This is a genomic window from Pseudomonas sp. HY2-MNA-CIBAN-0224 (genome assembly GCF_040310285.1).
Lineage (GTDB): Bacteria > Pseudomonadota > Gammaproteobacteria > Pseudomonadales > Pseudomonadaceae > Aquipseudomonas > Aquipseudomonas helleri.
The window spans coordinates 1-25,477 of sequence record NZ_JBEOPQ010000027.1; the positions used below are offsets into that span (position 1 = coordinate 1).

The 25,477-nt window shown below is 58.5% G+C and carries 23 protein-coding genes and 1 pseudogene; 17 read left to right on the top strand and 7 right to left on the bottom strand.

All coding sequences use genetic code 11. The features are described from left to right. Positions 1–94 precede the first annotated feature (94 nt). Positions 95–1,552, bottom strand: a complete 1,458-nt coding sequence (gene mltF, locus AAEZ03_RS14005) for a membrane-bound lytic murein transglycosylase MltF (RefSeq protein ID WP_048368192.1) — start codon at positions 1,550–1,552, stop codon at positions 95–97. Between the two features lie 285 nt (positions 1,553–1,837). Between mltF and purL the strand changes: the two genes are divergently transcribed. Together purL and AAEZ03_RS14015 are read left to right on the top strand one after the other, a co-directional pair. Continuing rightward, positions 1,838–5,734 (top strand): phosphoribosylformylglycinamidine synthase, encoded by a 3,897-nt coding sequence (gene purL, locus AAEZ03_RS14010; RefSeq protein WP_350579421.1) that lies wholly within the window; start codon positions 1,838–1,840, stop codon positions 5,732–5,734. A 158-nt stretch (positions 5,735–5,892) separates the two neighbouring features. Further along, complete coding sequence (locus tag AAEZ03_RS14015) at positions 5,893–6,204, top strand: YqfO family protein (protein ID WP_350579424.1); 312 nt, start codon at positions 5,893–5,895, stop codon at positions 6,202–6,204. Positions 6,205–6,278: 74 nt separating this feature from the next. Here the strand turns inward: AAEZ03_RS14015 and AAEZ03_RS14020 are convergent, their stop codons facing one another. Both AAEZ03_RS14020 and AAEZ03_RS14025 read right to left on the bottom strand, forming a co-directional pair. Then, positions 6,279–6,845 (bottom strand): L,D-transpeptidase family protein, encoded by a 567-nt coding sequence (locus tag AAEZ03_RS14020; protein ID WP_123749685.1) that lies wholly within the window; start codon positions 6,843–6,845, stop codon positions 6,279–6,281. A gap of 35 nt (positions 6,846–6,880) precedes the next feature. After that, positions 6,881–7,438, bottom strand: coding sequence for an NUDIX hydrolase (locus AAEZ03_RS14025; protein WP_048368188.1), 558 nt, complete (start codon positions 7,436–7,438; stop codon positions 6,881–6,883). Between the two features lie 145 nt (positions 7,439–7,583). Between AAEZ03_RS14025 and AAEZ03_RS14030 the strand changes: the two genes are divergently transcribed. The 5 genes from AAEZ03_RS14030 (at position 7,584) to purT (ending at position 10,855) form a co-directional block, all read left to right on the top strand. After that, a complete protein-coding gene (locus AAEZ03_RS14030; RefSeq protein WP_048368187.1) occupies positions 7,584–8,186 on the top strand; it encodes a CoA pyrophosphatase in 603 nt (200 codons plus the stop codon). Positions 8,187–8,227: 41 nt separating this feature from the next. Continuing rightward, positions 8,228–8,755 carry a gamma carbonic anhydrase family protein gene (locus tag AAEZ03_RS14035; protein ID WP_123749686.1) on the top strand — a complete coding sequence of 176 codons (528 nt, stop codon included), beginning with the start codon at positions 8,228–8,230 and terminating at the stop codon, positions 8,753–8,755. Beyond that, on the top strand, positions 8,748–8,954 hold the full coding sequence (locus AAEZ03_RS14040; protein ID WP_153391220.1) for a DUF1289 domain-containing protein: 207 nt from the start codon (positions 8,748–8,750) through the stop codon (positions 8,952–8,954). The genes AAEZ03_RS14035 and AAEZ03_RS14040 overlap by 8 nt, the downstream gene beginning before the upstream one ends. A gap of 157 nt (positions 8,955–9,111) precedes the next feature. Beyond that, a complete protein-coding gene (locus AAEZ03_RS14045) occupies positions 9,112–9,582 on the top strand; it encodes a 7-cyano-7-deazaguanine/7-aminomethyl-7-deazaguanine transporter (protein ID WP_048368183.1) in 471 nt (156 codons plus the stop codon). Between the two features lie 91 nt (positions 9,583–9,673). Further along, positions 9,674–10,855, top strand: a complete 1,182-nt coding sequence (gene purT / locus AAEZ03_RS14050) for a formate-dependent phosphoribosylglycinamide formyltransferase (RefSeq protein WP_048389720.1) — start codon at positions 9,674–9,676, stop codon at positions 10,853–10,855. 78 nt (positions 10,856–10,933) lie between these two features. Here purT and AAEZ03_RS14055 read toward each other — a convergent pair whose 3' ends face one another. The 3 genes and pseudogenes from AAEZ03_RS14055 to AAEZ03_RS14065 all read right to left on the bottom strand — a co-directional run bounded on the left by AAEZ03_RS14055 (position 10,934) and on the right by AAEZ03_RS14065 (position 14,206). Beyond that, the gene (locus tag AAEZ03_RS14055; protein ID WP_350579430.1) at positions 10,934–12,250 is read right to left on the bottom strand and encodes an MFS transporter; all 1,317 of its coding nucleotides are present in this window, start codon (positions 12,248–12,250) and stop codon (positions 10,934–10,936) included. A 253-nt stretch (positions 12,251–12,503) separates the two neighbouring features. After that, positions 12,504–13,208 (bottom strand): annotated as a pseudogene (locus tag AAEZ03_RS14060) (transporter associated domain-containing protein); the annotation flags it as partial. A 185-nt stretch (positions 13,209–13,393) separates the two neighbouring features. Beyond that, positions 13,394–14,206: a cytochrome C assembly family protein gene (locus AAEZ03_RS14065; protein ID WP_048368180.1), complete on the bottom strand. Its 813-nt coding sequence runs from the start codon at positions 14,204–14,206 to the stop codon at positions 13,394–13,396. 207 nt (positions 14,207–14,413) lie between these two features. On the opposite strand from AAEZ03_RS14065, the gene ffh reads away from it, so the two are divergent. From ffh to AAEZ03_RS14095, 6 genes are all read left to right on the top strand, one after another. Continuing rightward, positions 14,414–15,790, top strand: coding sequence for a signal recognition particle protein (gene ffh / locus AAEZ03_RS14070; RefSeq protein ID WP_048368178.1), 1,377 nt, complete (start codon positions 14,414–14,416; stop codon positions 15,788–15,790). 249 nt (positions 15,791–16,039) lie between these two features. Next, on the top strand, positions 16,040–16,291 hold the full coding sequence (gene rpsP, locus AAEZ03_RS14075) for a 30S ribosomal protein S16 (RefSeq protein ID WP_048368177.1): 252 nt from the start codon (positions 16,040–16,042) through the stop codon (positions 16,289–16,291). 5 nt (positions 16,292–16,296) lie between these two features. Then, positions 16,297–16,836, top strand: coding sequence for a ribosome maturation factor RimM (gene rimM, locus AAEZ03_RS14080; protein WP_123749689.1), 540 nt, complete (start codon positions 16,297–16,299; stop codon positions 16,834–16,836). Between the two features lie 2 nt (positions 16,837–16,838). Further along, positions 16,839–17,591: a tRNA (guanosine(37)-N1)-methyltransferase TrmD gene (trmD, locus tag AAEZ03_RS14085; RefSeq protein ID WP_048368174.1), complete on the top strand. Its 753-nt coding sequence runs from the start codon at positions 16,839–16,841 to the stop codon at positions 17,589–17,591. 46 nt (positions 17,592–17,637) lie between these two features. Beyond that, positions 17,638–17,988, top strand: coding sequence for a 50S ribosomal protein L19 (gene rplS, locus AAEZ03_RS14090; RefSeq protein ID WP_003175895.1), 351 nt, complete (start codon positions 17,638–17,640; stop codon positions 17,986–17,988). Between the two features lie 96 nt (positions 17,989–18,084). After that, positions 18,085–18,492: an acyl-CoA thioesterase gene (locus AAEZ03_RS14095; protein ID WP_048368173.1), complete on the top strand. Its 408-nt coding sequence runs from the start codon at positions 18,085–18,087 to the stop codon at positions 18,490–18,492. Between the two features lie 246 nt (positions 18,493–18,738). On the opposite strand, the gene AAEZ03_RS14100 is transcribed toward AAEZ03_RS14095, so the two are convergent. Next, positions 18,739–20,538 (bottom strand): cation:proton antiporter, encoded by a 1,800-nt coding sequence (locus AAEZ03_RS14100; RefSeq protein ID WP_350579436.1) that lies wholly within the window; start codon positions 20,536–20,538, stop codon positions 18,739–18,741. 119 nt (positions 20,539–20,657) lie between these two features. Here AAEZ03_RS14100 and xerD point away from each other — a divergent pair, with 119 nt between their 5' ends. The 4 genes from xerD to thrC all read left to right on the top strand — a co-directional run bounded on the left by xerD (position 20,658) and on the right by thrC (position 25,377). Further along, the gene (xerD, locus tag AAEZ03_RS14105; protein WP_350579438.1) at positions 20,658–21,554 is read left to right on the top strand and encodes a site-specific tyrosine recombinase XerD; all 897 of its coding nucleotides are present in this window, start codon (positions 20,658–20,660) and stop codon (positions 21,552–21,554) included. Positions 21,555–21,686: 132 nt separating this feature from the next. Beyond that, positions 21,687–22,418, top strand: a complete 732-nt coding sequence (locus tag AAEZ03_RS14110) for a thioredoxin fold domain-containing protein (RefSeq protein ID WP_048368169.1) — start codon at positions 21,687–21,689, stop codon at positions 22,416–22,418. 136 nt (positions 22,419–22,554) lie between these two features. Further along, positions 22,555–23,859: a homoserine dehydrogenase gene (locus AAEZ03_RS14115; RefSeq protein WP_048390998.1), complete on the top strand. Its 1,305-nt coding sequence runs from the start codon at positions 22,555–22,557 to the stop codon at positions 23,857–23,859. A 108-nt stretch (positions 23,860–23,967) separates the two neighbouring features. Next, a complete protein-coding gene (thrC, locus tag AAEZ03_RS14120; protein WP_153333559.1) occupies positions 23,968–25,377 on the top strand; it encodes a threonine synthase in 1,410 nt (469 codons plus the stop codon). The last annotated feature ends 100 nt before the right edge of the window (positions 25,378–25,477 follow it).

The following is a 25,477-nucleotide window of genomic DNA, read 5'->3' on the forward strand; positions in this document are numbered from 1 at the left end:
GGAGCGAGCTTGTCTCGCGATCTTTTGACCTTTGAAAAGATCGCGAGACAAGCTCGCTCCTACAGTGTGATTTGGGTCTGGGCGATAGCGTGTGTTACAGCTGTGGTTCTTCTTTGGGCTTGGTCTTGTCGATGCCGGGGATGTGCAGTTTGCCGTCGGCCACCTGGTCGCCTTCAAGCTGTGGCTGTGTGGCCCAGGTGAGGATGTCGTAGTAACGACGGATGTTGGCCACGAAGTGCACAGGCTCGCCGCCACGGGCGTAGCCATATTTGGTTTTGCTGTACCACTGCTTCTGCGCCAGGCGAGGCAGGATTTTCTTCACGTCCAGCCACTTGTTCGGGTTCAGGCCTTCTTTGGCTGCTAACTTGCGTGCGTCATCCAGATGCCCGGTGCCCACGTTGTAGGCCGCCAGTGCAAACCAGGTGCGGTCTGGCTCGGCGATATCACTGTCCAGTTGGTCCTTGATATAAGCCAGGTACTTGGCGCCCCCCATAATGCTTTGCTTGGGGTCCAGCCGGTTGGACACGCCCATGGCCTGCGCGGTGTTCTGGGTCAGCATCATCAGCCCGCGAACCCCGGTTTTAGAGGTCACGGCGGCTTGCCATAAGGATTCCTGATAGCCCATGGCTGCCAGCAGGCGCCAGTCAATCTGTTCTTTTTTTGCGGCATCCTTGAAGAATACTTCGTACTTGGGCAAGCGTTGTTGCAAGTGCTGGGCAAAGGTGTAAGCGCCCACATAGCCCAATACATCAACGTGCCCGTAGTAGCGGTCTTTAAGGCGCTGCAGGGTGCCGTTTTTCTCGACCTTGTCCAGGTAAGTGTTGATCTCGTTGAGCAGGCTGTTGTCTTCGCCTGCGACCACGGCCCAGCGCTGACTGCGGGCATCGCCCAAATCAAAGGCCACGCGCACGTTGGGGAAGTACACCTGGTTCATGGCCATTTCGTTGGAATCGACCAGGGTCAGGTCGATCTGCCCTTCATCGACCATGCGCAGCAAGTCGACGACTTCAACGGCGTCGGACTCGTCGTATTCGATACCGGGATATTGCTTCTTAAGTTCGGCAAGCTGTTCGGCGTGGGAACTGCCCTTGAGTACGGTAATGCGCTTGCCGACCAGATCGGCCGCTGTAGTAGGGCGTGATTGCCCGTTGCGGTAAATGATCTGTGGCGTGACTTCGAGGTACGGGTGAGAAAACTTGGCTTGTGCGAGGCGGTTATCGCTGCTGACCAGACCGGCAGCAGCTAAAACCGGGCCGTCAGGTTGGCCCAGCTTGTTGAAAAGGTCGTCGAGGTTGTCAGCCGTTTCGATTTCCAGCTTGACGCCCAAGTCGTCGGCAAAGCGTTTGACCAGCTCGTATTCAAAGCCGGTTTCGCCGTTGCGATCTTCAAAATAGGTGGCCGGGCTGTTACGGGTGATCACCCGCAGTACCCCATCCTCCTTTACGCGCTCAAGGGTGCTGGGTTTTTCAACGCAGGCACCGAGCATCAGGAAGAGTCCGGTTACGAGCAGCCACTTGGCCCCACGCTGGCGGAATGCAGTTAGAGAAAACATGCGCGCAGTATACGCAAAGCTGCACGGGTGCCATATCTCGACAATCTGTGGGCATTCTGATAACAGCCGCCCAAAACGCTGCAACCCCTGTGGAATGGGGGTTGGAACGAGCTCTAAAGATCATTACCGACCATCTGTTTACACGCTGATAGCCATAAAGAATAAGGATTTGGTCGATTAACGACGTTTGGCGTACGTCTAGTGTGCCGTTTCGGGTGCCGTGACCGAAGCTTTAGGCTAGAATGCCGGGCCTCAAAGCACACCCCTCCCGAGGCTGTCCCGAAGATGTTGATCCTGCGCGGCGCTCCTGCCCTTTCTGCCTTTCGCCACAGCAAACTCCTTGCACAACTGAGCCTCAAGGTTCCGGCTGTCAGTGGTTTGTATGCTGAGTTCGCCCACTTTGCCGATGTCACCGGTGATCTGACCAGCGATGAACAGCAGGTACTGGCTCGTCTCCTGAAGTACGGCCCAAGCGTGCCGGTCCAAGAGCCAAATGGCCGACTGTTTTTGGTGTTGCCGCGGTTTGGCACCATTTCTCCTTGGTCGAGCAAGGCCAGCGATATTGCCCGTAACTGTGGCCTGGCGAAAATCCAGCGCCTGGAACGCGGTATTGCTTTTTATGTGGCCGGCCAGTTCAGCGACGCCGATGCCGAGCTGATTGCATCGGTTCTGCATGACCGCATGACCCAAATCGTACTGGGCGACCTGGAGCAGGCCGCCGGTCTGTTCAGCCATGCCGAGCCAAAGCCGCTGACGGCTATTGATGTGCTGGGTGGCGGTCGCGCCGCGCTGGAAAAAGCCAACGTTGAGTTGGGCCTGGCGCTGGCTGAAGACGAAATCGATTACCTGGTCAATGCGTTCAATGGTCTGGGCCGCAACCCGCACGACATCGAACTGATGATGTTTGCCCAGGCGAACTCCGAGCATTGCCGCCACAAGATCTTCAACGCCAGCTGGGACATCGACGGCCAAAGCCAGGAAAAAAGCCTGTTTGGCATGATCAAAAACACCTACGTGATGCACAACGAAGGCGTTCTGTCGGCTTATAAAGACAACGCATCGGTGATCGTCGGTAGCGTTGGCGGGCGTTTCTTCCCGAACCCTGAAACCCGCCAGTACGGCGCGGTGCAGGAGCCTGTGCACATCCTGATGAAGGTTGAAACGCACAACCACCCAACCGCCATTGCCCCGTTCCCGGGTGCAGCGACCGGTTCCGGTGGCGAAATTCGTGACGAAGGTGCAACCGGCCGTGGCGCCAAGCCAAAGGCAGGCCTGACCGGCTTTACTGTGTCCAACCTGCAAATCCCGGGCTTTACCCAGCCGTGGGAAGTGCCGTATGGCAAGCCAGAGCGCATCGTAACGGCGCTGGACATCATGATTGAAGGCCCGCTGGGTGGCGCGGCGTTCAACAACGAGTTCGGCCGTCCGGCCCTGACCGGTTACTTCCGTACCTTCGAGCAGTCCATCACCACCCCGCACGGTGATGAAGTGCGCGGTTACCACAAGCCGATCATGTTGGCGGGCGGTATGGGCAACATCCGCGCCGAACACGTACAAAAAGCCGAAATCACCGTTGGCGCCAAGCTGATCGTGCTGGGTGGCCCGGCCATGTTGATCGGCCTGGGCGGCGGTGCTGCCTCGTCTATGGCTACTGGCGCAAGCTCGGCCGACCTGGATTTCGCTTCGGTACAGCGCGAAAACCCGGAAATGGAACGCCGCTGCCAGGAAGTGATCGACCGTTGCTGGCAACTGGGTGACAAAAACCCGATCAGCTTCATCCACGACGTGGGTGCGGGCGGTTTGTCCAACGCCTTCCCTGAGCTGGTCAACGACGGTGACCGTGGTGGCCGTTTCGAACTGCGCAACATTCCAAACGACGAGCCGGGCATGGCCCCGCACGAAATCTGGAGTAACGAATCCCAGGAGCGTTACGTTCTGGCAGTCAGCGCTGAAGACTTCGAGCGCTTCCAGGCCATCTGCGAGCGTGAGCGTTGCCCGTTTGCCGTGGTGGGCGAGGCAACTGCCGAACCACAACTGACCGTCACCGACAGCCATTTCGGCAACAGCCCGGTGGACATGCCACTGGAAGTGTTGCTGGGCAAGGCGCCACGCATGCACCGTTCGGTGGTGCGTGAAGCCGAGCTGGGCGATGACTTCGATCCTGCAGCGCTGAACGTGGGCGAGTGCATCGAGCGCGTTCTGCACCACCCGGCAGTCGCCAGCAAGAGCTTCCTGATCACCATCGGCGACCGTACCATCACCGGCCTGGTTGCCCGTGATCAAATGGTCGGCCCGTGGCAGGTACCGGTGGCAGACGTTGCCGTTACAGCGACCAGCTTTGACGTGTACACCGGTGAAGCCATGGCCATGGGCGAGCGGACTCCGCTGGCACTGCTGGATGCTCCGGCATCGGGCCGCATGGCCATCGGTGAAACCCTGACCAACATCGCGGCCTCGCGAATTGGCAAAATCTCTGACATCAAACTGTCTGCTAACTGGATGTCGGCGGCTGGCCACCCAGGTGAAGACGCGCGTCTGTACGACACCGTAAAAGCGGTCGGCATGGAGCTGTGCCCTGAGCTGGGCATCACCATTCCGGTGGGCAAAGACTCGATGTCGATGCAAACCCGCTGGAACGATGAAGGCACCGACAAGAGCGTGACCTCGCCGCTGTCGCTGATCGTCACCGGTTTCGCCCCGGTGCTCGATGTTCGCCGCACCCTGACCCCAGAACTGCGCATGGACAAAGGCCTGACCGATCTGATCCTGATCGACCTGGGCCGTGGCCAAAACCGTATGGGCGCTTCGATCCTGGCCCAGACCTACGGCAAGCTTGGTAAGCAGGCCCCGGACGTTGATGACGCAGAAGACCTCAAGGCCTTCTTCGCCGTAATTCAAGGTCTGAACGCTGATGGCCACCTGCTGGCTTACCACGACCGTTCTGACGGTGGTTTGCTGACCACTGTGATGGAAATGGCGTTTGCCGGTCACTGCGGTCTGAACCTGATCCTCGATTGCCTGGCCGACAGCGTTGGTCAATTGCCGGCCGTGCTGTTCAACGAAGAGCTGGGTGCCGTGATCCAGGTTCGCCAGGACGCTACCGCTGACGTGCTCGCACAGTTCAGCGCGGCGGGTCTGGGTGAATGCGTGGACGTGATTGGTCAGCCGCTGAACAACAGCGAAGTCACCATCAGCTTCCACGGTGACAAAGTGTTTGTTGGCCAGCGCGGCGAGTTGCAGCGCCAGTGGGCTGAAACCAGCTTCCAGATCCAGCGTATGCGTGACAACGCAGACTGCGCACAGCAAGAATTCGACGTGCTGCTGGAAGAAGACAACCCGGGCCTGACCGCTCAGTTGAGCTTTGACGTCAACGCCAACATCAGCGCGCCGTACATCAAAAAAGGCATTCGCCCACAAGTTGCCGTTCTGCGTGAGCAGGGCGTTAACGGTCAGGTTGAAATGGCAGCGGCGTTTGACCGTGCCGGTTTCAACGCGATCGACGTGCACATGAGCGACATTCTGGCCGGCCGTGTCGACCTGAACGAGTTCAAGGGTCTGGTAGCGTGCGGTGGTTTCTCTTACGGCGACGTACTGGGTGCCGGTGAAGGCTGGGCCAAGTCAGCCTTGTTCAACGCCCGCGCACGTGATGCTTTCCAGGGCTTCTTCGAGCGTACCGACAGCTTCAGCCTGGGTGTGTGCAACGGTTGCCAGATGATGTCCAACCTCAGCGAACTGATTCCGGGCAGCGAGTTGTGGCCGCACTTCGTGCGTAACCGCTCCGAGCAGTTCGAAGCCCGTGTTGCCATGGTTCAAGTGCAAGAGTCGAACTCGATCTTCCTGCAGGGCATGGCCGGTTCGCGCATGCCAATCGCCATCGCTCACGGTGAAGGCCACGCGGAGTTCGCCAGCCCTGAAGCGCTGTTGCAAGCCGATCTGTCGGGCACCGTTGCCCTGCGTTTCGTCGACAACCACGGCAAAGTCACTGAAAACTACCCAGCCAACCCGAACGGCTCGCCGCGCGGTATTACCGGCCTCACCAGCCGTGATGGCCGTGTGACGATCATGATGCCGCACCCTGAGCGTGTGTTCCGCGCCGTACAGAACTCGTGGCGTCCTGAAGAGTGGAACGAAGATGCGCCATGGTTGCGCATGTTCCGTAACGCTCGCGTCTGGGTCGATTAAGGCATTTTGAAGTTCAATGCCCGCTAGACGCATATCCCTTGTGGGAGCGGGCTTGCTCGCGATGGCATCGACGCGGTTTAACAGAAACCGTGTTGACTACATCGCTGGCAAGCCAGGCTCCCACAGGTTTCCAGGCATGTTCAACAGAGTGTTCGCTTATGTACAAGCTCAGCTTTTTCGTTCCGCCAAGCCATGTTGATGTGGTCAAGGATGCTGTGTTCGCCGCCGGTGGTGGTCGCATCGGCAGCTATGACCACTGCGCCTGGCAGACCATGGGGCAGGGCCAGTTTCGAGCGCTGGACGGCAGTCAGCCGTTTATCGGGCAAACCGGTCAGGTCGAGTATGTCGGCGAATGGAAAGTTGAGCTGGTCGTGGCAGATGAGTTGATTCAAGCCGTGGTGGCTGCGCTCAAGCACAGCCACCCGTATGAAACGCCTGCATACGAGGTGTGGCGTCTGGCTGATATCTAATCCGGCGCTGCAGTAAAAAGCCCGCTGGCCCTTATGGGGGCAGCGGGCTTTTTAGTGCGCGGCGTTTTTGCAGGTTAAGGGCGTATCTCAACCATCGTGCCGTCTTTGACCATGTTCCAGACTTCGCGCATTTCGTAGTTCTTCATGGCGATGCAGCCATCGGTCCAGTCCAGCGTGTGGAACAGCTCTTCGGGGTTGTCTTCCGAGTCTGGCGTGCCGTGAATCATGATCATCGAACCCGGATTCACCCCTTCACGCCGAGCCTTGGCGGCATCGGTGATGTTGGGGTAGTTGATGTGCATGGCCAGGTTGAACTTGTCGCTGCGCTTGCGCCAATCCACCCAGTACAGCCCTTCGGGGGTGCGCTTGTCGCCTTCCTGTAATTTTGGCCCTTTAGGCTGTTTGCCCAACGAGATGCGATAGCTTCTGATCACTTTTCCATCGCTGATCAGCTCGAGCCTGCGCGCAGACTTGATCACCAGGATCTTGTCGACCGTTTTGCTGGCACTGGTCCGTTGTGACGCTTGGGGTGGTTTAAGCACCTGTTCTTTGTCGACAGGCTTACCGTTGATAGTCATGACTACAGCGGCTTGGCAAGTAACGGCAAACGACAGGCAAAGTGCAGCAAGCAACCAGCGCATTAGGGAGGTATTCCTGAGGTACAAGGCGAACATCATTATTGTGGGGGTGTTATCAACTCTGGCAGCGGCGGCACCGCCTCGCTGCGCACAGGGTAGGCCTGTGTCGGGCGATCAGAAAAAAAGCATTCTAGGGTACGGCTCACAGTGCGAAAAGCTAACTCGGACCAAGGGATATCGGCCTCATCAAACAGCCGCACTTCGAGGCTTTCTTCACCGGCGGCAAAGTCGGGGCTTTGCAATTGGGCGCGGTAGAAAATATGCACCTGATTAATGTGGGGTACATCAATCAGCGTGTAGATCGCCAACTGCTGAACCTGGGCGCACGCTTCTTCGAGGGTTTCGCGGCGGGCCGCCTGTTCGACTGTTTCACCGTTTTCCATAAAGCCTGCGGGCAGTGTCCAGAAGCCTTTGCGCGGTTCGATGGCGCGACGGCACAGCAGCACTTGCGTGCCCCAGGTGGGCAGGCAGCCGGCGACAATATTCGGGTTCTGGTAATGAATCGTGTGGCAGTGGTCGCAGACATAACGCAGGCGCGAATCGCCCTGCGGGATATGTTGGCTGACAGAGTTGCCGCACTGACTGCAAAATTTCATGCTGTGCTCTCGCGCTGTGGCGCCTATCTTGGGGCTGAGACGAATTTACGGCAAGCCCCACTTTGTGCCCTGCGACAGTCTGGGGCTTGGGTGCCTTGGACAATTTGGTGCATGATGCCCGATAAGTGACGGATCGAGATGACCTATGCTGGATGAGCTACTTAGCCGTATGAGTCGCTACACCCCACGTACGCTGGAAACAGACCGCAGCTTTCCGGAGGCCGCGGTACTGTTGCCGGTGACGCGCAGTGACAAGCCTGAGCTGATATTGACCCTGCGTGCCAGCGGGTTGTCGACTCACGGCGGTGAAGTGGCTTTTCCGGGTGGGCGCCGCGACCCCGAAGACCCGGACCTGGTGTTTACTGCCCTGCGTGAAGCCGAAGAAGAAATCGGTTTGCCGCCGGGGCTGGTCGAGGTCGTCGGGCCTCTCAGCCCTTTGGTCTCATTGCACGGTATCCGTGTCACGCCTTATGTGGGGCTGGTCCCGGATTACGTCGAGTATCTGGCTAACGATGCCGAAATCGCGGCGGTGTTCAGCGTGCCGCTGGATTTCTTCCGCCAGGACCCGCGCGAGCACACCCACCGTATCGATTACCAGGGGCGCAGTTGGTATGTGCCCAGTTACCGTTTTGGTGTTTACAAGATCTGGGGCCTGTCGGCGATCATGATCGTTGAGTTGATGAACCTGCTGTACGACGACGTCAACATCAGCCTGCACACCCCGCCTGAACGTTTTATCAATGTATAGAGCTGTCTGCAGACAGCCACGCCTGCCTTGAGGACATCAGTATGAAATATCGCTTGGGCGATTCCCGTGTCGACACACATCCCGACAGTTGGGCGGCCCCCAATGCCACCCTGATCGGCAAGGTCCGTCTGGAAGAGGGCGCCAGTGTCTGGTTTAACGCTGTGTTGCGCGGCGATAACGAACTCATCCTGATTGGCAAGCACAGCAACGTGCAGGACGGCGCTGTGATGCACACCGACATGGGCTACCCGCTGACCTTGGGCACTGGCGTGACCATTGGCCATAACGCCATGTTGCATGGCTGCACCGTGGGCGATTACAGCTTGATCGGCATTAATGCGGTCATCCTCAACGGCGCCAAAATCGGCAAACATTGCATCATCGGCGCCAATTCGCTGATCGGTGAGGGCAAGGAGATCCCGGATGGTTCGCTGGTCATGGGCTCGCCGGGCAAAGTGGTGCGTGAGCTGACCGAAGAACAGAAAAAAATGCTCGAAGCCAGCGCGGCCAGCTATGTGAAAAACGGCCAGCGCTATGCCCGCGACCTGGCGGTGCAAGACGATGAGTGATGCCGAGCGTCCGGTCGCCTCGCCGTGCGTGAGCATTTGCGCACTGGACGACGATGACATCTGCACCGGCTGCCAGCGCACCGTGGCCGAAATCACCCGTTGGAGCCGCATGACCAACCCCGAGCGCCGCGAAGTGCTGGCCTTGTGTCATGAGCGGGCCAAATCCAGCGGCGTGATGTGGGTGTTGGGCGGTCAGTAATTGCTTTGTAGCCGCTGCCGCAGGCTGCGATAAGGCCCGAAGGGGCTTCAAAATCCTGGGGCTGCTGCGCAACCCATCGCAGCCTGCGGCAGCGGCTACAAAAAAGGGCATGACTCAAGTACCCTGTGCGCCTTAATTTGAGGTGTCACCCGCAACCATGCTGTTTCTAATCGCTTACATCGCCAGCGTTGTGCTGATCAACTACGCGTTCTCCTCGGCGCCGCACCTGGACATCATCTGGTCAGCCTGGGGTGGCTTGGTCTTTGTGCTGCGCGACATGGTGCAAACGCGCTTCGGTCATGGCGCGTTGATAGCCATGCTGGTCGCGCTGGTGTTGTCCTATATCACCTCCGATCCCTCGATTGCCCTGGCCAGTGCCACCGCCTTTGCGGTGTCCGAATGCATAGACTGGCTGGTGTTCAGCATCACCAAGCGGCCGTTGCATGACCGTCTGTGGATCAGCTCGGCGCTGAGCATCCCGATTGATACCTTTATCTTCTTCGGCATGATCGACGCCTTTACCCCTGGCGTGATCATCACCGCGATGGCTTCAAAATTTGCCGGTGTGACCTGTGTCTGGCTGGCCATGGCCTGGCGGTTGCGCAAAGCCAACCAAGCTAAAGCCTGACACGCTGGATCATGTAAAATGCTGGCCTTTCTTCCCGGCAGGCGCGAGCGTTACACGCGCCTTCGATGATTTGCTTCCTTGAGGACCTGAAATGACCCGTATCGGAACTCCACTGTCGCCGACCGCGACCCGCGTATTGCTGTGTGGCTGCGGCGAGCTGGGTAAAGAAGTCGTCATCGAATTGCAGCGCTTGGGCGTTGAAGTGATCGCCGTTGATCGCTATGCCAATGCCCCGGCCATGCAGGTTGCGCACCGCAGCCACGTGATCAACATGCTCGACGGCGCTGCGCTGCGTGCCGTCATCGAGCTGGAAAAGCCGCACTTCATCGTTCCGGAAATCGAAGCCATCGCCACTGCGACGCTGGTCGAGCTGGAAGCCGAAGGCTTCACCGTCATCCCGACCGCGCGTGCCACGTCGCTGACCATGAACCGCGAAGGCATCCGCCGCTTGGCCGCTGAAGAGCTGGACTTGCCAACCTCGCCGTATCACTTCGCTGACACCTTCGAGGACTACAGCAAAGCGGTCGAGGACCTGGGCTTCCCATGCGTGGTTAAGCCGGTGATGAGCTCGTCCGGCAAAGGCCAGAGCCTGCTGCGCAGCGCTGACGACGTGCAAAAGGCTTGGGACTACGCCCAAGAAGGCGGTCGTGCGGGCAAAGGCCGGGTCATCATCGAAGGCTTTATCGACTTCGATTACGAAATCACCTTGCTCACCGTGCGCCACGTAGGCGGCACAACTTTCTGTGCGCCGGTCGGCCATCGTCAAGAGAAGGGCGATTATCAGGAATCCTGGCAGCCACAGGCCATGAGCCCGATCGCTCTGGCTGAGTCCGAGCGCGTTGCCAAAGCGGTGACTGAAGCGCTGGGCGGTCGTGGCCTGTTTGGCGTTGAGCTGTTTATCAAAGGCGATCAGGTGTGGTTCAGCGAAGTGTCGCCGCGCCCCCATGACACCGGTCTGGTGACCCTGATCTCGCAAGACTTGTCACAGTTTGCACTGCACGCCCGCGCCATTCTGGGCTTGCCGATCCCGTTGATCCGTCAGTTCGGCCCATCGGCTTCGGCCGTGATTCTGGTAGAAGGTCAGTCGACCCAGACCGCATTCGCCAACCTCGGCGCCGCCCTGAGCGAGCCGGACACCGCGCTGCGCTTGTTTGGCAAGCCAGAAGTCAATGGTCAGCGCCGCATGGGCGTTGCCCTGGCCCGTGACGAGTCGATTGAAGCGGCCCGCGCCAAAGCCACCCGCGCCGCCCAAGCGGTTGTTGTAGAGCTGTAACCCGACCTGTAGGAGCGAGCTTGTCTCGCGATCTTTTGAGCTTTAAAAGATCGCGAGGCAAGCTCGCTCCTACAGTCGTTATGCGACCTTGTTCAGGTCCGCTTCTCTGGTTTCCTTCAGGCACAGCACAGCGATCAAGCTGAGCACCGCTGCGCCCGAGACATACCCGCCCACCCAGCTCAAACCGCCCATCGCCACCAGCTTCTGGGCGAAGAACGGTGCGGCCGATGCGCCGACAATCCCGCCCAGGTTATAGGCTGCCGACGCGCCGGTGTAACGCACGCGGGTCGGGAACAGTTCAGGCAGCAGGGCGCCCATGGGGGCGAAGGTCACGCCCATCAAAAACAGCTCAATGCACAAGAACAGCGCCACGCCCCACGTGGTGCCGTGGGTGAGCAGCGGTTCCATCAAAAAGCCGGACAGAATCGCCAGCACGCCACCGACCACCAGCACCGGCTTGCGCCCGTAACGATCGCTGGCCCAGGCCGACAGCGGTGTTGCCGCGGCCATAAACAGCACGGCAAAGCACAGCAGGCCCAGGAAGGTTTCGCGGGTGTAGCCCAGGGTTGCTACGCCATAACTCAGCGAAAACACCGTGGAGATGTAAAACAGCGCATAACACACCACCATCGAGGCGGCGCCCAGCAGCATCGGTGCCCAATATTGCGCAAAGAGCTCGACGATCGGCATTTTTACCCGTTCGTGTTGCGCCACGGCTTTGGCGAACACCGGGGTTTCTTCCAGCTTCAGGCGCACATACAGGCCGACCATCACCAGCGCGGCGCTCAACAGGAACGGAATGCGCCAGCCCCACGAGCGGAACTGTTCGTCGCTGAGGGACATGGCCAGTATCAGGAACAGGCCGTTGGCAGCCAGAAAGCCAATCGACGGACCTAATTGCGGGAACATGCCGAACCAGGCGCGCTTGCCTTTTGGCGCGTTTTCGGTGGCCAGCAAGGCCGCGCCGCCCCATTCCCCGCCTAACCCCAGGCCTTGCCCGAAGCGCAGTACGCACAGCAGGATCGGGGCCCAGGCGCCAATGGTGGCGTAGCCCGGCAACACGCCGATCAAAGTGGTACACACGCCCATCAGCAGCAGGGACGCCACCAGCGTGGATTTACGCCCGACCCGGTCACCAAAGTGGCCAAACAGGAATGAACCCAGCGGGCGTGCGAGAAAGGCGATACCAAAGGTCAGAAACGCCGACAGCATTTGTGCGGTGCCGGATGTTTGCGGGAAAAATACCGGGCCAATGACCAATGCTGCCGCCGTGGCATAGACATAAAAGTCATAGAACTCGATGGCCGTGCCAATAAAGCTGGCCGTGGCAACGCGGGTCGCGGAATTGGCCGGTTTATCAGACGAGGCTTCGCTGTAAGTGGTGCTGGAGGTCATGCGCATATCCCTGACAGTTATGAGCTCGTGGTCGCTATCCGCCCTGAAAGCTGGATATGCCGGAGCAATTGTTATGGTCGTTAAGCCCTGAGGCTGGGTGTAAACGCGGTTCGGGATGGGAACAAGCGCTGATCGAACGTGCAGCCACCCGCTGACAGCGCAGGGTGCGGGTAGCACGCGTGTCGGCGGGGCTTGGATAAGCGCTTTGATTATAGGGAGGCCAAATCGAATGTAACAAGGCCTTACATGGCGATCAGGCCGCGAGCTTGACGCTGTCGTGCCAGATCAGCACACGGCTGACGCGGTTATCTTCGGTGGCGAGGATTTCGAGGCGGTAGTGGCCGATCTTCAAGCACACAGTACTTTCGGGGATGGTCTCCAGCGCTTCAGTGACCAGACCGTTGAGGGTTTTCGGGCCGTCGCTGGGCAGGTGCCAGCCCAGGCTTTTGTTCAATTCGCGCAGGCTGGCGGCGCCATCGACTACATAGCGGCCATCAGGCAGCGGCTCAATATGCGGGTTGTCGAGGTCTTGCTCGTTTTCGAATTCGCCGACGATCTCTTCGAGAATATCTTCCAGCGTGACAATGCCGAGCACTTCGCCGTATTCATCGACCACCACGCCGATGCGGCGTTGCTGTTTATGAAAATTGAGCAGTTGCAGTTGTAGCGGGGTGCTTTCGGGAACGAAGTAGGGTTCGTGGCAGACCGCCAGCAAGGCTTCTTTGGTCAGGCTGGCATCGGGCAGCATGTGCTGGATGTGCCGGGTATTGAGGATGGCTTCGACCTGATTGATGTCGTTATGAAACACCGGCAGGCGCGTGCGTTTGGTCAGGCGAAGTTGCTCGATCAGGTCTTCGATCGGGTCATCGAGGTTCAGTCCTTCGACTTCGCTGCGCGGGATCAGGATGTCGTTGACGGTGATGTTGTCCAGCGCCTGAATGCCCGACAGCAGGCCGGGACGGCTGCTGGAGGGCTCGGCATCACGGGTCGGGACTTCGCTGGGCGACTGCTGCGGCGCGTCGCGGTGCGCCTTGGCGCCCACCTTGCGCGACGTTTTGCCAATAAAGAAGCCTAAGCCGAGAAACAGCAGGGCCAACACTGCAAGCACTGGACCGTGGGGCAAGCTATCCATATTCATCGCCGTCAGATATGCAGAATGTATTCACGGACCAGTTTGCTGCCAAAGTAGGCCAGCATTAACAGGCAGAAACCGGCAAGCGTCCAGCGGATGGCTTTGTGCCCGCGCCAGCCGAGGCGGTTACGCCCCCACAGCAGCACGCTAAAGACAATCCAGGCCAGGCAAGCGAGCAGGGTCTTGTGCACCAGATGCTGGGCAAACAGGTTGCCCAGGAACACCCAGCCAGAAATCAGCGACAGTGACAGTAGCGACCAGCCCGCCCACAGGAAGCCAAACAGCAGGCTTTCCATGGTTTGCAGCGGCGGGAAGTTCTTGATCAGGCCCTTGGGGTGCTTGTGCTTGAGCTGGTAATTCTGCAAGGACAGCAGCAAAGCCTGGAACACGGCAATCGTGAACATGCCGTACGCCAGAATCGACAGCAGGATGTGCAGCAGGATCCCCGGCTCTTCATCGACCACCTGAACAGTGCCGGCGGGGGCGAACTGCGACATCAGTACAGTGAATATCCCCAACGGATACAGCAGTAGCAGCAGGTTCTCGACCGGGATGCGGGCGCAGGCCACCAGCGTCACGATGATCACCGCCACGGCAATCAGGCTCGCGGCGCTGAAAAAGTCCAGCTCAAGGCCTGCCGGTGTCAGCAAATGGGTAAACAGGCTAGCGGCGTGGGCGATGACGGCAAGAATGCCGAGCGTTACCAACAGGCGTTTATTGGCCTTGGCGCCCTGGCGCAGGCATTTGCCTTGATAAAAGGTCGCAGCGGCATATAAGCAGGCGGCGGCGAGGCTGGGTAGCAAGCTGGGTGACAAGGGGAGCATAAATCCTGTTAGGCAAGCCCGAAAGGGCTGAGTTTGGCATACAACCGGCCGTACACGAAAGACCACATACGCGACGCCAAGGTGTGCGCGGCGGCCAGTCTTCGCTATAATCCGCGACCTGCCCACGCCGCAGGCTCGCCGAGCATCAGTTTTACACGGGCTGGGCCGCAATTACCCCGGTCTACTTTGGGCCTGAAAGGATCGCGCATGTTTGAAAATTTAACCGATCGTCTCTCGCAGACGCTGCGCCATGTCACCGGCAAGGCCAAGCTGACCGAAGACAATATTAAAGACACCCTGCGTGAAGTGCGCATGGCGTTGCTGGAAGCCGACGTGGCTTTGCCAGTGGTCAAAGACTTCGTCAACTCGGTCAAAGAGCGCGCGGTCGGCACCGAAGTGTCGCGCAGCCTGACGCCGGGTCAGGCGTTTGTAAAAATCGTCCAGGCCGAACTCGAAAGCCTGATGGGCGCTGCCAACGAGGACCTGCTCCTCAATGTTGCGCCGCCTGCCGTGGTTCTGATGGCCGGTTTGCAGGGTGCGGGTAAAACCACCACCGCCGGCAAGCTGGCGCGCTTCCTTAAAGAGCGCAAAAAGAAAACCGTGATGGTGGTGTCGGCCGACGTCTACCGTCCGGCGGCCATTAAACAGCTGGAAACCCTGGCGGGCGAAGTGGGCGTTACGTTCTTCCCGTCCGATATCAGCCAGAAGCCAGTGGCCATCGCGCAAGCGGCTATTAATGAAGCCAAGCTCAAATTCATCGATGTCGTGATCGTCGACACCGCCGGTCGTCTGCACATCGACGCCGAGATGATGGCCGAGATTCAGGAGCTGCACGCGGCGGTCAAACCGGTCGAAACCCTGTTCGTGGTCGACGCCATGACCGGCCAGGACGCGGCCAACACTGCCAAGGCCTTTGGTGATGCGCTGCCGCTGACCGGTGTGATCCTGACCAAAGTCGACGGTGATGCCCGTGGCGGTGCGGCGTTGTCCGTGCGCTCGATTACCGGCAAGCCGATCAAGTTCATTGGTATGGGCGAGAAGAGCGACGCGCTCGAGCCGTTCCACCCGGACCGTATCGCCTCGCGCATTCTGGGCATGGGCGACGTGCTCAGCCTGATCGAGCAAGCTGAACAGACGCTCGATAAAGACAAAGCCGACAAACTGGCTAAAAAGCTTAAAAAAGGTAAAGGCTTCGACCTCGAAGACTTCCGCGACCAACTGCAACAGATGAAGAACATGGGCGGCCTTGGCGGCCTCATGGACAAACTGCCGAACATGGGCGGTGTCAATCTGGCGCAAATGGGCAATGCCCAGGGCGCTGCTGAAAAGCAGTTCAAGCAAATGGAAGCCATCATCAACTCCATGACGCCGGCCGAGCGTCGTGACCCTGACCTGATCAGCGGTTCGCGCAAACGTCGTATTGCCATGGGTTCCGGCACTCAGGTGCAGGACATCGGCCGCTTGATCAAGCAGCACAAGCAGATGCAAAAGATGATGAAAAAATTCTCTGCCAAAGGCGGAATGGCCAAAATGATGCGCGGCATGGGCTCGATGTTGCCCGGCGGCGGCATGCCAAAAATGTAAATTACCCGCCCGCACGCGTGCGTGCGGGTAACTCGCAACCTTGCGAGACACCCGGCAAACCCGCGTTGTGCGGGAGCTGACCTGTCGCCATTCGTGGCGGCCTTATGGCAAATCTACATCGCAGGCCCATAGGCGCCTGAAAAAGACATTTGCAAAAGTCCGGATATTCCTTAGAATATGCGGCCTTTCGGGCACCTATGCCCGCTGTGCATTTAGATTTGCAGCACCGACTACAGGAACGATGTTCACATGCTAACAATCCGTCTTGCCCTTGGCGGCTCCAAAAAGCGCCCGTTTTACCACTTGACCGTTACCGACAGCCGTAACCCACGTGACGGTTCCCACAAGGAACAAATTGGCTTCTTCAACCCGGTTGCCCGTGGTCAGGAAGTTCGTTTCTCCGTTAAAGAAGACCGTCTCGCTTACTGGTTGGGCGTTGGTGCACAAATGTCTGAGCGTGTAGCTCAGCTTGTGAAGGTCAATGCTAAGGCTGCGGCCTGAGCAATATGAGCGTGACGCCTGAAACTGCTGATGATTTGATCGTTATCGGCAAGATTTTTTCGATTCATGGCGTACGCGGCGAAGTGAAGGTGTATTCCTTTACGGATCCAATTGACAACCTGCTCGATTACAAAAAAGTCACTCTTCGGCGTGGTAATGATGTGCGGCAGGTAGAGCTGGTCAGTGGTCGTTCCCAGAACGGCAAGTTTCTGGTTGTGAAGATCAAGGGTCTCGATGACCGTGATGAAGCAGGTCTTCTTCGCGAATTCGAAATCTGCGTGCCACGCAGCCTGTTCCCTGAACTGACCGACGGCGAGTACTACTGGTACGAGCTTGAAGGCCTCAAGGTCATCGATACAGAAGGGCAATTGCTCGGCAAAATCGATCACCTGCTAGAGACTGGCTCTAACGATGTGATGTACGTCAAGCCTTGCCCAGGTAGCCTGGATGACCGTGATCGCTTGTTGCCCTATACAGAGCAATGCGTGTTGAACGTCGACCTGGTAGCCGGCGAGATGAAGGTGGATTGGGATGCGGACTTCTAAGCGTGGCTAAATTACGCGTAGAAGTGATCAGTTTGTTTCCCGAAATGTTTTCCGCCATCAGCGACTATGGCATCACCAGTCGCGCGGTGAAACAAGGGCTCTTGCAGCTCACCTGTTGGAATCCGCGGGACTACACAACGGACCGGCATCACACTGTGGACGATCGCCCATTTGGCGGTGGTCCGGGCATGGTGATGAAGATCAAGCCTCTGGAAGATGCGCTGGTTCAGGCCAGAGAAGCAGCCGGAGAGGCGGCGAAGGTAATTTACCTGTCGCCCCAAGGCCGCCAGCTTAATCAGTCGGCGGTACGCGAACTGGCGAATGAGGAAGCATTAATCCTCATTGCAGGTCGTTATGAAGGCATTGACGAGCGTTTTATAGACGCTTATGTCGATGAAGAGTGGTCGATTGGTGACTATGTACTTTCCGGTGGCGAGCTGCCGGCGATGGTTCTGATTGATGCGGTTACACGACTGCTGCCCGGAGCTTTAGGGCATGTGGACTCCGCGGAGGAAGATTCCTTCACGGACGGTCTGCTGGATTGCCCGCACTACACCCGACCGGAGGTGTATGCGGATCAGCGTGTTCCCGACGTATTGCTAAGTGGCAATCATGCACACATCCGGCGTTGGCGTTTACAGCAGTCCCTTGGGCGGACCTTTGAACGACGCGCCGATCTTCTGGAAAGCCGCTCGCTTTCTGGAGAAGAGAAGAAGCTGCTTGAGGAATATATCCGCGAGCGGGACGATAGTTAACAACGTATCGATGGTAGATCCAGACGATCTACCTTAGGAGCACAGCATGACTAACAAAATCATCCTTGCACTCGAAGCAGAGCAGATGACCAAAGAGATCCCTACCTTTGCCCCGGGCGACACTATTGTCGTTCAGGTGAAAGTGAAGGAAGGCGACCGTTCGCGTCTGCAAGCTTTCGAAGGTGTAGTGATTGCCAAGCGTAACCGTGGCGTGAACAGTGCTTTCACTGTTCGTAAAATCTCCAACGGTGTTGGCGTAGAGCGTACTTTCCAGACCTACAGCCCGCAAATCGACAGCATGGCTGTGAAGCGTCGCGGTGACGTTCGTAAAGCCAAGCTGTACTACCTGCGTGACCTGTCCGGTAAAGCAGCTCGCATCAAGGAAAAACTGGCTTAAGTCCAGCTTCCCGATGCAGAAAAAAGCAGCCTTCGGGCTGCTTTTTTGTTGCCTGAAATTTGTCAGACCTTTGTCCAGTTGTGGGTAGTAAAAAGCATGACTTCGCGCGAGCAAGAGATCCAACGTCGTACAGATTTATCCGTCACCAGCATTACCAAAGCGGTATTCCCTTCGACCACCAATCACCACAACACCTTGTTTGGCGGCACAGCGCTGGCCTGGATGGACGAAGTGTCGTTTATCGCCGCGACTCGTTTCTGCCGTTTGCCGTTAGTGACCGTTTCGACTGACCGTATCGACTTCAACCACCCGATCGCGGCGGGTTCGATTGTTGAGTTGATTGGTCGTGTCGTGAAAGTGGGCAATACCAGCCTCAAGGTTGAAGTTGAAGTGTATGTCGAGAGCATGAGCAGTGATGGTCGTGAACTGGCGATTCAGGGTTTGTTCAGTTTTGTTGCCATCGACGATGCCAAACGCCCGGTGCCGGTGTTGCCGGGGTATTAAATAGCGGATATGACCATGTGTAGCCGCTGACGAGGTACGAGGCTGCGATGCGGGCCGCAGGACCGCCGTCCACGGGTGTACCCCGTCTGTAGCAGTTGACGAGCCTTGCGAGGCTACGTCCGGTTGCGCAGCAGCCGAAAAACCATTTGCAGATCAAAAGATCGCGAGACAAGCTCGCTCCTACAGATTGTGTAGTCGATGACGAGGTACGAGGCTGCGATCGGTTGCGCAGCAGCCATAATCCATTCAGGCGTCCTGCCTGATCAGCGCCAGCAACGTCCACCCTGCGCCCGGTTTCAATTCGCTTTCGGGCGTCACCACATGCACCCAGCCGGTGCTGTCCCGGGCGAACAGCAGGGTGGCGCGTTTGCCGTGCAGCTTCTGGTAATCCTCCCAAGTGAAGTTGTCGGTCAGCGTGGTGCTGTACATCTCGGCGCCCTGGCTCAGTTCGCTGGCCAATTGCCCGTAGGTCAGCGCCGGATTGCCCAGCGCAAGCCCACGGTATTCATGGCTGGCGCGATGCTTGTCAGAACGGCGGTATTCCTGGCCGTTGGCCAGTGCAAACACCCGGCGCGGGCCAAATTCATGGGCGAAACGCACTGCCGCCAAGGTGTTCAGCTCGCCAGACGCCGACAAGGCAAGTAAATGCCCAAGCCCGACCAGATCCAGATGTGTCTCGGCATGCTGTGAGGCCGGATTACCAAAGTAAGTGGGCAAGTTGTCCATGCGCGCAGCACGGATGTTCTCCCAGTTGGAGTCGGTGAGCACCACGTGGCTGCCTTGTTGTTGCAGGGCTTTGCCGATGACCCGGGCCGGGCCGTTGGCGCCGACGATCAAAAAACCGCTGGGGGGCGGTTCTGCGACCTTGAGCAGACGTGCCAGTGGCCGTGCTGTTGCACTTTGCAGCACCACAGTGCCAATGATCACCGCGAAGGTCAGCGGCACCAGTAACAGCGCGCCTTCATGGCCCGCCTCGTTGAGCCGGATCGCGAAAATCGCCGACACGGCCGCTGCGACAATACCGCGCGGCGCGATCCAGGCCAGCAAGGCACGCTCGCGCCAGCTGAGCTTTGAGCCCGCCGTGGACAGCAGCACATTCAAAGGGCGCGCAACCAACTGGATAATCAGCAGCAAGACCAGCACCACAGGCCCGAGGCCGATCATGGCGTGCAAGTCCAGACGTGCGGCCAGCAGAATAAACAGGCCAGAAATCAGAAACACACTGAGGTTTTCTTTGAAGTGCAGGATGTTGCGCACATCGACGCCCTTCATGTTGGCCATCCACATGCCCATGAGCGTGACCGCCAGCAGCCCGGACTCATGCATCACCTGGTTGGCCGCAATAAAAACCCCCAGCACCCCGGCCAGCGTCGCCAGGCTTTGCAGGTATTCCGGCAGCCATTGCTTGCGCACGATCTGGCCCATGATCCAGCCGCCGATAATGCCAAACAGGCTGCCGCAGACGATAACCCCGGCAAATGTCAGCAAGCTTTGACTCAGGCCATTGTCACTGGCGCGGGCGATGATAAAGCTGTAAACCACCACGGCGAGCAGGGCGCCAATCGGGTCAATAACGATGCCTTCCCAGCGCAGGATGTTGGCAATCGATGCTTTGGGTCGCACCACCCGCAGCATCGGTACAATCACGGTCGGCCCGGTGACCAGGGTCAGGGTGCCGAACAACAGAGCCAGCAGCCAGTCAAAGCCCAGCAGCCAATGGGTAGCCAGGGTGATCACCGCCCAGGTGGCGAGGGCGCCGATGGTCACCAAACGGTGCACTACGCTGCCGATCTCACGCCATTCGGACAGGTGCAAGGTCAGGCTGCCCTCAAACAGAATCAACGCCACCGCCAGCGAAACCAGCGGCATCAGCAGCGGGCCGAACAGCGCCTGCGGGTCGAGCCAGCCCAGTACGGGGCCTACCAAGATACCGGTCAGCAGCAAAAACAGGATGGCCGGCAGCTTGAGCCGCCAGGCCAGCCACTGAGACGCCAGTGCGGCAAGGCCGATACCGCCGAAAGACAGCAAAATCTGTTGTTCGGTCATATGTAGTCCCGTAAAAACTGATGGTTTATCGCGCAGGCTGCCTATGAAAGACTAGCGGCCGCTTTTTCAATTCACATTTTATTTGTGCGCGGCTCACTGGCCGTGCTGTACGAGTGCCAATGCCTGCCATCGACAACCCGCTTATCGACCGCTTTCTGGATGCCCTGTGGCTGGAAAAAGGCCTGTCGGACAACACCCGCGATGCTTATCGCAGCGACCTGGCGCTGTTCAATGGCTGGTTGCAGGAGCGCGGTATCGAGTTGATCGATGCCGGGCGTGAGTTGATCCTCAATCATCTGGCCTGGCGCCTCGACCAGGCGTACAAGCCGCGCTCGACCGCACGTTTTTTGTCCGGTGCACGGGGGTTCTATCGCTATCTCTTGCGTGAAAAGCTCATAGCCGTTGATCCGACCTTGCAAGTTGATATGCCGCAGTTAGGCCGGCCTTTGCCCAAGTCACTGTCAGAAGCAGACGTAGAAGCCTTGCTCGCCGCGCCAGACCTGAGTGAAGCCATCGGCCAGCGTGATCGCGCCATGCTCGAAGTCCTGTATGCCTGCGGGTTGCGGGTAACCGAGCTGGTCAGCCTGACTCTGGAGCAAGTGAATCTGCGCCAGGGCGTTCTGCGGGTAATGGGCAAGGGCAGCAAGGAGCGGCTGGTGCCGATGGGCGAGGAGGCGATTGTCTGGGTTGAGCGCTACCTGCGCGATGGTCGTGCAGAGATGTTGAACGGCCGCCCCAGCGATGTACTGTTCCCCAGCCTGCGCGGTGAGCAAATGACCCGCCAGACCTTCTGGCATCGCATCAAGCATCAGGCCATGGTGGCCGGGATCGAAAAATCGCTGTCCCCGCACACGTTGCGGCACGCCTTTGCCACCCATTTGCTCAACCATGGCGCCGATTTGCGCGTGGTGCAGATGCTGTTGGGGCATAGCGACCTGTCCACCACGCAGATTTACACCCACGTGGCCCGCGCCCGCTTGCAAGATCTGCATGCCCAGCACCATCCGCGAGGCTAGCTGGACGTCAGTTGATCGTCGGCCCGGCAAGCCATCTGTGGTAGGCTTTGCCGGTTTCGAAAGCGAGCCGCCAAAACCCGTTTTTACACCGTGGTATCAGGCTTGGCCGTTTGTCCGCCTTCAGGAGTTCCCATGCGCGTGACCCAGATTTTTGCCGCCGCAGCCATTGCGTTGGTCAGTACGTTTTCTTTCGCCGACACCGGCGCCGAACAAGCCATTCGCAAGAGCCTTGATACGCTGCAGCTGGATGTTCCGATCGAGAGCATCAGCGCAAGCCCGATGGCGGGCCTGTATGAAGTCAAGCTCAAGGGCAGCCGCGTGCTGTATGCCAGCGCCGATGGCCAGTTCATCGTGCAGGGCTACATGTTCCAGCTCAAGGACGGCAAGCCGGTCAACCTCACCGAAAAGGCTGAGCGTGATGGCGTTGCCAAACTGATCAATGGTATTCCGGTGGCCGAAACCGTCGTTTACCCTGCGGTCGGTGAAACCAAGTCGCATATCACCGTCTTCACCGACACCACCTGCCCGTATTGCCATAAATTGCACGCCGAAATCCCTGAACTGAACAAAATGGGGATCGAAGTGCGCTATGTTGCGTTCCCGCGTCAGGGCTTGGGCTCGCCGGGTGACCAACAACTGCAGGCGGTCTGGTGTTCCACGGACAAGAAAAGCGCCATGGACAAGATGACAGACGGCAAAACCGTCAACGCGCCGAAATGTGCCAACCCGGTTGCCAAGCAATTTGCCCTGGGGCAGTCCATCGGGGTCAACGGCACACCGGCCATCGTACTTGCCGATGGCCAAGTAATTCCGGGTTATCAGCCTGCTGCGCAGGTTGGCAAGCTGGCACTCAGTGTTAAATAATCCTGCGTCGTTACGCTAAGCCGGTAACGATCATGGCCGGGCACTTCAGTTGCCCGGCTATTAATAGAGAACCGTGGCAGTCCACGGTTGTTTTCCACGGCCGACCTTGAGTCGGCCGTTTTATGGGGAGTTCAGCGTGAATCCGGTCAAAGTAGGTATCTGTGGGCTCGGGACCGTCGGTGGCGGTACCTTTAACGTACTAAAGCGTAACGCCGAGGAGATTGCCCGCCGTGCCGGGCGTGGCATCCAGGTTGCGCAAATTGCTCTGCGTACGCCAAACCCTCAGTGCGACATTACCGGTACCCCCATTACCAACGATGTTTTCGCTGTTGCCACCAACCCTGAAATTGACATCGTTATCGAGCTGATTGGTGGTTACACCATCGCCCGTGAACTGGTGCTCAAAGCCATTGAAAACGGCAAGCACGTGGTCACCGCCAACAAGGCGCTGATTGCCGTGCACGGTAACGAGATCTTCGCCAAGGCTCAGGAAAAGGGCGTGATCGTTGCGTTCGAAGCGGCGGTTGCCGGTGGTATTCCGGTGATCAAGGCGATTCGTGAAGGCTTGTCGGCCAACCGCATCAACTGGGTGGCGGGCATCATCAACGGTACCGGTAACTTCATCCTTACCGAAATGCGCGAAAAGGGCCGTACCTTTGAAGACGTGCTGGCCGAAGCGCAAGCGTTGGGCTATGCCGAAGCAGACCCGACGTTCGACGTTGAAGGCATTGATGCGGCGCACAAACTGACGATTCTGGCGTCGATTGCTTTCGGTATTCCGCTGCAATTCGACAAGGCCTACACCGAGGGCATCACCAAGCTGACCACGGCTGACGTGAACTACGCAGAAGCCCTGGGCTATCGCATCAAGCACCTGGGCGTTGCGCGCAGCACGGCCAGCGGCATCGAGCTGCGGGTTCACCCGACCCTGATCCCGGCTGATCGCCTGATCGCCAACGTCAATGGCGTGATGAACGCGGTGATGGTCAATGGTGACGCGGCGGGTTCGACCCTGTTCTACGGCGCTGGCGCCGGCATGGAACCGACCGCCTCCTCGGTGGTGGCTGACCTGGTCGACGTGGTGCGCGCCATGACCTCCGACCCGGAGAACCGCGTGCCGCACCTGGCCTTCCAGCCGGACGCGTTGTCTGCTCACCCGATCCTGCCGATCGAGGCGTGTGAAAGTGCTTACTACCTGCGCATCCAGGCCAAAGACCATCCGGGCGTCCTGGCTCAAGTGGCCAGCATCTTGTCGGAGCGCGGTATCAATATCGAATCGATCATGCAGAAAGAAGCCGAAGAGCATGACGGTCTGGTGCCAATGATTTTGCTGACTCACCGTGTTATCGAGCAGCACATCAATGACGCCATCACTGCGCTTGAAGCGCTGCAAGGTGTTGTAGGTCCGGTCGTTCGCATCCGCGTAGAAAGTCTCAATTAATTGAGAGCGGCAAGTTTCAAGCTGCAAGCTGCAAGCTAAAGGCAACTCTGCTTTTACTTGTGGCTTGGGGCTAAACCGCTTGCCGCTCAAGCCGAAGGTTTGAAAAAAATGCGCTATATCAGCACCCGTGGCCAGGCACCGGCCCTGAATTTTGAAGATGTTCTGTTGGCCGGTCTGGCCAGCGACGGCGGTCTGTACGTGCCGGAAAACCTGCCGCGTTTCACTCAGGAAGAAATCGCTTCCTGGGCAGGCCTGCCGTACCACGAGTTGGCATTCCGGGTGATGCGCCCGTTTGTCACCGGCAGCATTCCTGATGCCGATTTCAAAAAAATCTTGCAAGAAACCTACGGCGCCTTTGCTCACAGCGCGGTTGCACCGCTGCGTCAGCTCAATGGCAACGAGTGGGTACTTGAGCTGTTCCACGGCCCTACGCTGGCGTTCAAGGACTTTGCCCTGCAATTGCTGGGGCGTTTGCTGGATTACGTGCTGGCCAAGCGTGGCGAGCGCGTGGTCATTGTTGGCGCAACGTCGGGCGATACCGGCTCGGCGGCCATCGAAGGCTGCAAACACTGCGAGAACGTGGATATTTTCATCCTGCACCCGAACAACCGGGTGTCGGAAGTACAGCGTCGTCAAATGACCACCCTGTTTGGCGACAACATCCACAACCTCGCCATCGAAGGCAACTTCGATGACTGCCAGGAAATGGTCAAGGCCAGCTTTGCTGACCAGGGCTTCCTCAAGGGCACACGCCTGGTGGCCGTGAACTCTATCAACTGGGCACGGATCATGGCCCAGATCGTTTACTACTTCCACGCAGCCCTGCAACTGGGCGGTCCGCACCGTTCAGTGTCGTTCTCGGTGCCGACCGGTAACTTTGGCGATATTTTCGCCGGCTACCTGGCGCGCAACATGGGCTTGCCGATCAATCAGTTGATCGTAGCCACCAACCGCAACGACATCCTGCACCGCTTCATGAGCGGCAACCAGTACGCCAAAGAGACCCTGCACGCGACCCTGTCGCCGTCCATGGACATCATGGTGTCGTCGAACTTCGAACGCCTGCTGTTCGACCTGCATGGTCGCAATGGCGCCGCGGTTGCGGGCCTGATGGACGCGTTCAAGCAAACTGGCACCTTCAGCGTGGAAGACGATCGCTGGACTGAAGCTCGCCGTCTGTTCGACTCGTTGGCGGTCAACGACGAGCAAACCTGCGAAACCATCGCCCAAGTGTTCGCTGAAACCGGCGAAGTACTCGACCCGCACACCGCCATCGGCGTGAAGGCGGCCCGTGAGTGCCGTCGTAGCCTGGATATCCCGATGGTTATTCTGGGGACGGCGCATCCGGTCAAGTTCCCTGAGGCTGTTGAGAAAGCGGGTGTAGGAAAAGCTCTGGAGCTGCCTGCTCACCTTTCCGACTTGTTTGAGCGAGAAGAGCGTTACACCGTTTTGGCCAATGACCTTAAAGCCGTACAGGCCTTTGTCAGCCAGCATGGCAACCGTGGGAAAGCTCTTTAAGGGTCTTTTTCTTACGTACTTTTAAGCCCGTCATCTGACGGGCTTTTTTGTGGGTGCGTGGCAAACTTGCTCGGTTTTCGCCTCCGTATGCTGGCGAGTA